Source organism: Actinocrinis sp., assembly GCF_035938995.1.
GTDB lineage: Bacteria > Actinomycetota > Actinomycetes > Streptomycetales > Catenulisporaceae > DASZGI01.
This window is the reverse complement of the sequence record NZ_DASZGI010000373.1, coordinates 1-9,209: the sequence shown is the minus strand read 5'-3', so window position 1 is coordinate 9,209 and position 9,209 is coordinate 1. Positions and strand designations below refer to the sequence as shown.

The window sequence follows — 9,209 nt, the reverse complement described above, 5'->3', positions numbered from 1 at the left end:
GCGTCGGCGCGGGCCTGGAGCAGGAGGGCGTCGACGAGGCGTTGGAGCCGGGTGGTCTCGGTCACGGCGCGTTCGGCCAGTTCCGGCCACGGCGCCTGGTCGGGATGGGCGAGCCCGACCTCCAGCGAGGTGCGCACGGCGGCGAGTGGGGTGCGCAGTTCGTGCGAGGCGTCGGAGACGAAGCGGCGCTGTTTGGCCGAGGACTGCTCGATGCGGTCGAGCATGGAGTTGAGGGTGCGCGCCAGTCGGCCGATCTCGTCGTCGCCGCCGGGTTCGGGGATGCGCCGGTGCAGGTCGCTTCCGGTGATCTCCGCGGCCTCTGCGCGCATTCGTTCGACCGGCCGCAGGGCACGCCCGATCAGCAGCCAGGAGGCGGTTAGGGCGCAGAGGACGACTACAGGCAGCGCGAACAGCAGGTGGCCCTGGATGTCGGAGGTCACGATGGTCAGCACGCGGTTGGAGCCGCCGGCGAACACGACGACCGGTGTGCGGCCGCTGACATAGCGCTCGGCCACTACCTGTTCGTCGCCGCGGTTCGTGGCGATCGCCTCGGGGTTCGTGCTTCCGGCGGGTAGGGAGTAGAGGGCAGGCAGCCCGGCGACGTTCGCGGTGGAGGCGAGCACCTTGCCTGACGATTCGTCGACCACCTGCGCCCACATGCTCGAATCCGCAGCCGCCGGAGCCAGAGGATCGGGCCAGGTGCCGTCCGTACCCGAGCGGGCGACCGAGTCGGCGTAGGCGGACAGGGTGGTGGTGACGTTCGCGCGTACTGAGATGACCAGCGTGATGGCCAGTACCGGGAAGCCGGCGAGGATCGTCGCGGTGATCACGAGTGCGGCCAGTGCAGTCAGGCGCAGGCGCAGCGAGCCGCTACGGGAGGCGCGGGTCAATGCGGTACCCCGATCCTCTGACCGTTTCGACGCTGTGCACGCCGAACGGTGCATCGATCTTGCGGCGCAGGTGGTGGATGCGAACCTCAACCACGGCGGGGTCGGACCGGGAGGCGGAGTCCCAGCAGTGTTCGAGCAGTTCCGTCTTGGACACGGCGCGTCCGTCGGCGCGCAGCAAGTATTCCAGCACGGACACCTCGCCCGCGGTCAACGCGATGGGCGTCTCGCCGCGACGCACCGCGCGGGTGGCCGGGTCCAGGCTCAGGTCGCCGGCGCGCAGGACGGCCGGGCGCGGCGGGGTGGTGCGCCGCAGCAGTGAGCGGATCCGCGCCAGCAGCACGGGGTAGGCGAAGGGCTTGGTGAGGTAGTCGTCGGCACCCAGGTCGAGGCCTTCAGCCTGGTCGAGGTCGTCGTCCATGGCAGTAAGCATCAGCACAGGCGTCCAGATCTCCGCCTCACGCAGCTTGGCGCAGACCTGATAGCCGTCCATTCCCGGGAGCATGACGTCCAGGATGATCAGGTCGAACTCGTGCTCGGTGGCCCGCCACAGGCCTTCGGCGCCGTCCGCGACGAGTGAGACGGCGTAGCCCTCCGCGCCCAGCCCCCAGGTGAGGGAGGCGCCGAGGGATTCATCATCCTCGATGATCAGGACGCGCATGAGTCAAGCATGCCCGGCGAAGAGTACGACCGGGTCATCCAGCGCGCCGGAGTCTTGCCGGACGAACGCGCCGAGGCACTCCACGGCTCCACGAAAGTCCACCTCCTCGATCGGACCGGCTCGGGGCAGGTACCGGCGTCACCGCGGACGCTACGAACCGGCACCTTTCGATCTCCTTAACCGGCATCCGCGGCCCTGCCGCCTCGATCGGACCGGCTCGATGCACGTACCGACGTCGTTAGGGACGCTACGAACCGGCACCTTTCGATCTCCTTAACCGGCATTCGCGGCCCTCCCACCTCGTCTGCGGCAGGGCGCCTTCGATCTGCTCAACCGGTATCCGCGCCCTCCCACCTCGTTTCCGGCAGGTTGGGCGCAGGTGACCGGCGGGTTTCCGCGGCCTTGACACCGCGAAGCGCCGGTGCTCTCATTTTGCCATAGCAAATCTCTCATGGCTGGTTGTCTCTCTTCATGCTTGCAAAGACACTAGCTATAGCAAATCTTCTATTTTGAGAGAGGCCGTCATGCGCCCCCTGTCTGCTCGTTCCCTCGCCCCGGCTTCGGTGGCGGCGCTCCTGCTCGGCTGTGTGCTGGCCGGGTGCTCGACGGCGGCGCCCGCGTCAGTCGGCGCCACAAGTGGTGCCGCGGCGCCCGCGTCGGCCGCCTCCCTGATGTCCCAGTCCCACTCCGAGTCGGGCCTGGTCATCTACGGCAACGCACCCACCGCCGCGATCCAGCCATTGCTGGACTCGTTCACCAGGGCCTACCCGTGGATCAAACCCCAGTACTCACAGCTGTCAGACAATCAGGTGTTCACTAAGTTCCAGTCCGAGCACGCCCAAGGCGCGCGCACCGCCGACCTGCTGATCTCCGACGCGATCCCGCAGGCGCTGCAAGCGGAGCAGAACAGCCTGATCGCGAACGTCACGCCGCAGGGCCTTGCGGACTTTCCCTCGTACATCAACCAGGGCCACGGCGTGTACGTCATGTCGCCCGACCCGGTGCTGGTGGCCTGGAATCCCAAGCTGGTCACCGGCAGCCAGGTGCCCACCACATACGCCCAGCTCGCCGCCGATGTGAAGAGCGACCCGTCGAAGTACCCGCTGGTCGCCTACTCCCCCAACAACCCGCTGGGGTACGGCGCCGTGTACGGCCTGATCCACATCCTCGGCGCGAACGCCGTCTACAGTGACCTGAACACTTTCGGCCCGCACACCAAGACCCTGGATGAGGGCCTGGACGGCCTGCAGTACATGGTTCAGGGCGGCGCTTCGGTCGGCTGGCTCTCCAGCGGCCTGGCCCAGAGCGTGATCCCGCAGTACAAGGGCCTGGCAGCGTACGGATTCATGACCGACGCGACTCCGCTCGTGCCGCGCCTGATCGCGCAGACCGCCGGCGCCACCTCCCCGGCCTCGGCGCAGCTGTTCCTCGACTACATCTACAGCGCCGCCGGCCAGCAGGTCATGTGCGCGGTAGGGCTGGAAGCGTCAATGAACGACTTCAAGTCCGCCTCCGGCTGCACCGCCGACCTGACCGACCTAGCCACCCACGTGCCGACCGCGAACACCTACCTCGTCCCGGTCTCCCAGGACGTCGTCGACCAGCAGGCGACCATCACCGCCAACTGGAACAAGGCTCTGGGCCACTAGGCACCGCCATGACCGAGCACACTCTCCCCGCCGCGCCGGCCGCCCTCCGCAGCCGGGACCGCCGCCCCTTCCCCGCGAGCCCGGGACAGTTCCTGGTCTGGGCCGCGGTGGCAGTCCTGACCATCGCGCCGCTGACCCCGCTCGTCATCACATCCCTGCGATCAAAGCCCTACTACCTGCCCGGAGGCGTGTTCACCGCCTCCGCGTACAGCCAACTCATCGCCGATCCGGCGTTCCGACAGGCCGCGCTGAACACGGTCATCTTCGCGCTGAGCGCCACCGCGCTCGCCGTCGTACTCGGCGCTGCCTTCGCCGTCCTGGTCACCCGCACCGACCTGCCCGGCAAGCGATGGCTCGGGCCCGCGCTGCTCGCCCCGCTGCTGATCCCGCCGCTCGGGCTGATCGTCGGGTGGGAGTCGCTGTACGGACCGGCCGGGTACCTGACCCAGTTGTGGTCCAAGAACCTGCACCTGCCCGCCTGGAACCTGACCTCGCTGCCCGGCATGTCCGTGCTCGGCGCCGTGGTCACCCTGCCCATCGCGTACCTCACCTGCAAGGCAGTGCTCGAAGGAGGTGACGGCACGCTGGAGGACGCGGTGCGTGCCAGCGGCGGCGGCACGCTGCGCATCCTGCGCACCGTCACCGTTCCGCAACTGCGCACCGCTCTGCTCGACAGCGCAATCCTGATATTCACGCTCTGCCTCGAGGTGCTGGGTATCCCGCTCTTCCTCGGCCGCCCCGCGAACATCAGCTTTATTGCCAGCTATCTCTACGACACCTGGAACAACAGCATCGTGCCCGATCCGCCGGTCGTCTCCGCCGGAGCGATCCTGCTGCTCGCAGCCGCGTCCCTGCTACTGCTCACCCGGGCCAGGCTGCTGCGCCACTCCGCCCGCTACACCGCAGGTGCCCGCGCTACCCCGCCCGCACAACAGATCGGTCTCGGCCGCTGGCGCGCCCCAGTCGCAGCGGGAATGGCCGGGTTCGTCGCCGTGACCTGTGTCATCCCGCTGCTCGGGCTCGGACTGATGTCCTCGGTGACCGACCTGACCACCTTAGTCGCGCCCTGGCACCTGTGGACGGCGGCGAACTGGCACGAGGTGTGGAGCGACCCGACTCTGCACCGGTCGATCACCGACAGCCTGCTGATCGCCGCGATCGGCAGCGTGGCGACGGTCGCGCTCGTCGCCCTGGCCACCGTCGTCGCACACCGCTCCGGCTTCGCGCTGCGCCGTACCCTGCCCGCGCTGTTGGTCTACCCGAGGGCGACGCCGGGCATCGTGTTCGGGGTCGGATTCTTCTGGCTCTACCTGGTCGTCGACTGGCCCGGGGCGATGCTGCGCAACAGCCTGTGGGGCGAGTTGTTCGCCCTCTGCGTGCGCAACATGACCCTGGCTTACATCGTGCTGGCCCCCGCGCTCGCACGGATCAGCCCGGAACTGGCGAAAGCCGCCTCGGCCTCGGGCGCCGGCTGGTGGACGACCACCCGCCGCGTCACCCTGCCGCTGCTGCGCCCCGCGCTGATCAGCGCCGTGGTCCTTATGTTCGTGACCTTAGTCAGCGACTACGACCCTGTGGTGTTCCTGGCAAAGCAGGGCACCGAACTGCTCGGCACCACGATGCTCCAGACCTGGTCCAAGGGCCTGCCCGGTCCCGTCGCCGCACTCGCCCTGATCCAGGTCCTGCTCGTCGCCCTCGCCTTGGCACTTGGCCTGGGATGGACCCTGCGCAAGAAAGCCCGCAGCCATGCCTGAGATCTCCGCACACGAGCTGACCAAAAGCTTCGGGCCCACGCGGGTCCTGAACCGGATCAGCTTCACCGTCCCTGACAAGCAGCTGGTCACCCTGCTCGGCCCGAGCGGCTGCGGCAAGACCACCACGCTGATGGCCATCGCAGGATTCAACACCCCCGACGGCGGCACGATCAGCCACGGCGAGCGCGTGCTCTTCGACTCCGGACAGCGCCGCAACGTCCCGGCCGAGCAGCGCGACCTGGGCGTGGTCTTCCAGTCCTACGCCCTGTGGCCGCACCTGACCGTCGGCGAGAACGTCGCCTTCCCGCTCAGGATCCGCCGCGCCGGCCGGGCCGAAGTCAAGCGGCGCGTCGGCGAAGTCCTCGACTTGGTCGAGCTCGGACACCGCGCGGACGCGCATCCGCACGAGCTATCCGGCGGGCAGCAGCAGCGCGTGGCCCTGGCCCGGGCGCTCGCCCACGGCCCCACCGCGCTGCTGCTCGACGAACCGTTCTCCAATCTCGACGCCAAGCTGCGCGACCGGGCCCGGGAATGGCTCGGCCAACTCCAGCGCGAACTCGGCATGACCACAGTCTTTGTGACCCACGACCAGACCGAGGCCCTGGCGATGAGCGATCAGATCCTGGTCATGAACGGCGGCCGGATCGTGCGCGCGGGCTCGCCCGAAGAGGTCTACCGGCGCCCCGGCAGCCGCTTCGCCGCGCAGTTCCTCGGGCGCTGCAACTTCCTGACCGGCACCGCGCGCCAGATCGCCGACGGCGAATACCTGCTCGAAGCAGACGACCTACCCGGCCCGGTCCGCTTCCGCGCGCCAGCCGCACTACAGCCAGGCTTCGCAACCATCGCAGTGCGCCCCGAATCACTGCTGCTGAGCGAGCCGGGAGCGGACGTGTCTGGAGCATGCTGGCCGGCGCAGGTCATCCACACGACCTTCCTCGGCGACCACTATCTCCATACCCTGCGAGTCGGCGCACAGGTCCTGGAGGCCGTGAGCACCCGGCCCCTCGCGACCGGCACCGTACAGATCTCGATCGACGAGACCGCGGCCAGCCTCGTGACCGACGACGAAGAGGAGTTTGACAATGTGCTGTAGCAGACATCAAATAGTGCCATGACGCTGCCCGCCCTCAGTTCCCAGTCCCTGGCTGACCAGGCCTACCAGGCCCTGCGCGCGGCGATCGTGCGCGGCGACCTGCCCTGGGGCGAGAAGATCACCGAACGCGGGCTGGCCGCGCGCCTGGGCGTGAGCGCGACACCCGTGCGTGAGGCGCTGCGCAGACTGGAGCAGGAGCAGCTGGTCGAGCACACCGGGCCGCGTTCGCTCAGGGTGGTCACCGTCTCGCCTGAGGAGCGGTCCGAGAGCGGCGCGATCGAGGCGGCCCTCGAAGGAGTGGCCGCGCGCCTGGCAGCGCACAAGGCCACCGAAGCGCAGCTCAAGCGGATGGGCACGCTGCTGGACGAGGCCGACGCGGCCGCGGACGCACTGCGCGGCGACCGCGACGCCGGGCGGGAGCTGAGCCCCGACCAGATCGAGCGGATCTTCGACGCGGTACGCGCGTTCCACCGCGAAGTGGAGCAGGCCGCCGCCAACACGCAGCTGACCCGGACCCTGGACCAGGTCAGGGCGTTCAGCCGGTCGGAGCGCCTCAAGCTCGCCTCGGCCCAGCTCACGGCGGGCTCCGAAGGCCAGATCCGGCGGTACGCCCAGCACCGCGAGATTCTCGAGGCCTTGCGCGAGCGCGACGCCGAGCGCGCCGAGCAGTTGGCCCGCACCCACGCCTCCTCGGCCGCGAGCGACCTCGCTGGCTGGGACGCGTCCTAGTGGGTGTTCGAGAGGTCGTGCCGGGGATCACGACGCCTGTCACGCGCGCTCGCCGCGTTGTCGGGCCGTCCGCGGACACCTATCCGAGGAGGCCCCTCCGCCTTGCGATCGCACGCGCCAGACGCCGCGCCCTGATCCGCCACCACCTCTCACACACCCGCTAGGTAGCGCCCACCGCACACGCGCCCGGGCACCGGGAACCCGTCGCGGGTGAACGCCACCGCGGACGCGCCCACCGCGCATGCGCCCGGAGCACCAGCCCGCCCCACACACGTCCCATCCCAGCCCAACCCACTCGACACTTGCTATACCAAATAGCTAGCTCGGCCCCCCAGCCGCCCGCAGCCCCGTGCGGCGGCGCTGCAGAAGGCGGTAGGTACACCATGGAAATCAGGATTCTGGCGCCAACCGGCGCGTTGGGCGCGGGCTTCCGCCCGGAGTCCCTCGCCCGGGGCGTCGCACTGCGCCCGCACGTGATCGCCTGCGACGCCGGGTCGACCGACAGCGGTCCCGCGTATCTCGGCGGCGGCGAGCCCAAGCTCTCCCGTGAGGCCGTGGGACGAGACCTGCGCCACCTACTCAAGGCCAGGGATGCGCTGGACGTCCCGCTGATCATCGGGTCCTGCGGCACCAGCGGCTGCGACAGCGGCGTGGACTGGGTCGCCGAGATCGCAAGGGAGATCGCCGCCGAGGGGCGCCTCTCCTTCAGCCTCGCCCTCATCTACGCCGACCAGGAACCCGCGGACCTGGTGCGCCGGTACCGGCAGAACCGGATCAAGCCGCTGGACGGCGCACCCGAGATCGACGAGGAGACCCTGCGCGCCAGCCACGTCGTCGCGATGATGGGCGTCGAGCCAATCCAGCAGGCGCTGCGCGACGGCGCCCAGGTCATCCTCGCCGGGCGAGCCAGCGACACCGCACTGTACGCCGCAGTCCCGCATATGCTCGGCGCCGACCCCGGACTGACCTGGCACGCGGCCAAGACCGTCGAATGCGGTGCGGCCTGCGCCATCCCGCCCTCGGCCGACGGGCTGTTCGTGCACCTGCGCGACGACCATTTCGACGTCGAACCGCTCGACCCCGCATCCCGCCTGACCCCGCACTCGGTCGCCGCGCACACCCTGTACGAAAACGCCAACCCGTACCTGATCGCCGAGCCCTCCGGCACCCTGGACACCACCGAGGCGACCTACACCGCCCTCGACGAGCGCCGCGTGCGCGTCGCCGGTGCCACCTACCGGCCGAGCGACACGTACACGAACAAACTCGAAGGCTCACGGCTCGTCGGCTACCAGACCATCGTCATCGGCGGAATCCGCGACCGCATCGTCATCGAACAACTCCCGAGCCTGCTGCCGAAGGCCCAGGACTACTTCCGAGCCAAGATCAAGGACGTGTTCGGCGGACGCGTCCATCCGGACGACGTCACCATCGACTACCGGCTCTACGGACGCGACGCCGTCCTCGGCCCCCACGACCCGGCGCGAGACCAGCCCGTCCACGAACTCGGCGTCCTGATCACGGTCACCGCCCCCACCCAGCACCTCGCACACGCGATCGCCACCTTCGTCGCCCACGCCTCCTCCCACCTGCCGGTCCCCGAATACGACGGGCTGGCCAGCACCATCGCCTACCCTTTCTCCCCACCCGAGACCGACCGCGGCCCGGTCTTCCGCTTCACCCTGCACCACGTCGCCGTGCCCGAGAGCCCGCACGAGCTGTTCCGCACCGTCCACGAGAACGTCCAGAAGAGGTGATCGCATGACCCGCCTACTGGATCTCTGCTCCCTGATCCGCTCCAAGAACGCCGGCCCGTTCTGGCTCACCTTCGACTTCATGGCCCGCGACACCGACAGCTACCGCAAACTGCGCGGCTCCAGGGCACTGAGCGCGGGACTTTTCGCAGAGCTTTACGGCGCCGACCCCGCCCAGGTACTCGTCGTGCACCACGACGGCGCCGAAGCGGTCAAAGTCTCCTTCCCCCGCCCTGTACGCCAGGGAGACCTCGCCGACTCCGACAGCTATGGAGGACAGCAGTACGCGCCCCTGGTCGATCTCGAAATCCCCGCCGACTGAGCCACCCCGCCCTCCCACGTCGCGCCACCCAATCCTTTCATGATCCCTCCCACCATCGGCTGTGGGTGGGAGGGATCTGAATGCCGAGAACCTCGCACCAAGCCGCTCACCGATCGCGATGACGCCCCAGGGCGTGCCACCTGCACGGAGGAATTTTCGGCATGCCCAGGACCTCGCCTGGTGTGCCGCGGCTTCGCATATAACGGCGCGTTGGTATGTCGTGATGGTTCGAAACATGTGCGCACTTCACCACCTGGCATAATGAGGCACGAATCAATGCATGGTGTTACTTGAGATCGTTGGGTGCAATTCTCGGCACCCCCAGCACCCGCGCCAGGCGGGAGTAGCGCGGGGGGGGGG

The 9,209-nt window shown here is 69.0% G+C and carries 8 protein-coding genes; 6 read left to right on the top strand and 2 right to left on the bottom strand.

Annotated features, from left to right (window positions below):
* Together VGZ32_RS25790 and VGZ32_RS25785 are read right to left on the bottom strand one after the other, a co-directional pair.
* The coding region (locus tag VGZ32_RS25790) for a HAMP domain-containing protein (RefSeq protein ID WP_326888797.1) at positions 1-890 on the bottom strand (890 nt) is incomplete at its 3' end.
* On the bottom strand, positions 871-1,548 hold the full coding sequence (locus VGZ32_RS25785) for a response regulator transcription factor (RefSeq protein WP_326888796.1): 678 nt from the start codon (positions 1,546-1,548) through the stop codon (positions 871-873). The genes VGZ32_RS25785 and VGZ32_RS25790, both read right to left, overlap by 20 nt.
* Before the next feature lie 524 nt (positions 1,549-2,072).
* Between VGZ32_RS25785 and VGZ32_RS25780 the strand changes: the two genes are divergently transcribed.
* From VGZ32_RS25780 to VGZ32_RS25755, 6 genes are all read left to right on the top strand, one after another.
* Entirely contained in the window at positions 2,073-3,197 is a 1,125-nt protein-coding gene (locus VGZ32_RS25780; RefSeq protein WP_326888795.1) for an ABC transporter substrate-binding protein, read from the top strand.
* A gap of 8 nt (positions 3,198-3,205) precedes the next feature.
* Positions 3,206-4,951 carry an iron ABC transporter permease gene (locus tag VGZ32_RS25775; protein ID WP_326888794.1) on the top strand — a complete coding sequence of 582 codons (1,746 nt, stop codon included), beginning with the start codon at positions 3,206-3,208 and terminating at the stop codon, positions 4,949-4,951.
* Positions 4,944-6,044: an ABC transporter ATP-binding protein gene (locus VGZ32_RS25770; RefSeq protein WP_326888793.1), complete on the top strand. Its 1,101-nt coding sequence runs from the start codon at positions 4,944-4,946 to the stop codon at positions 6,042-6,044. The genes VGZ32_RS25775 and VGZ32_RS25770 overlap by 8 nt, the downstream gene beginning before the upstream one ends.
* 18 nt (positions 6,045-6,062) lie before the next feature.
* Entirely contained in the window at positions 6,063-6,773 is a 711-nt protein-coding gene (locus VGZ32_RS25765; protein ID WP_326888792.1) for a GntR family transcriptional regulator, read from the top strand.
* 383 nt (positions 6,774-7,156) lie between these two features.
* Positions 7,157-8,530, top strand: coding sequence for an acyclic terpene utilization AtuA family protein (locus tag VGZ32_RS25760; protein WP_326888791.1), 1,374 nt, complete (start codon positions 7,157-7,159; stop codon positions 8,528-8,530).
* Between the two features lie 4 nt (positions 8,531-8,534).
* Positions 8,535-8,849 carry a DUF4387 domain-containing protein gene (locus VGZ32_RS25755; RefSeq protein ID WP_326888790.1) on the top strand — a complete coding sequence of 105 codons (315 nt, stop codon included), beginning with the start codon at positions 8,535-8,537 and terminating at the stop codon, positions 8,847-8,849.
* Positions 8,850-9,209 lie beyond the last annotated feature (360 nt).